This is a genomic window from Aeromonas sp. 25-248 (assembly GCF_053005425.1).
In genome coordinates this window covers 1-253 of sequence record NZ_JBRKTB010000045.1, presented here as the reverse complement: position 1 = coordinate 253, position 253 = coordinate 1, and the positions used below count along the sequence as shown (strand labels likewise).

Sequence of the window (253 nt, the reverse complement as noted above, 5' to 3'; positions counted from 1 at the left end):
TAAGCGTAGCGATACGTTGAGCTAACCCATACTAATTACCCGTGAGGCTTAACCATACAACACCCAAGAAGTGTTCTGAGACTTGTAACAAACCCCAAGAACTACTCAAAAATTCAGTGATAGCGACCAGGCAACAGCCAATCAGTCGTTACTCACGTCAGCTTTCTGGATTAAGATTTTGCCTGGCGGCAATAGCGCAGTGGAACCACCTGACCCCATGCCGAACTCAGAAGTGAAACGCTGTAGCGCCGAT

At 47.8% G+C, this 253-nt stretch carries 1 rRNA gene; it reads left to right on the top strand.

Annotation, left to right across the window (positions count from 1 at the left end):
• Window positions 1-181: 181 nt before the first annotated feature.
• Window positions 182-253: ribosomal RNA gene (gene rrf, locus ACVDHI_RS20825) — 5S ribosomal RNA — on the top strand; the annotation flags it as partial.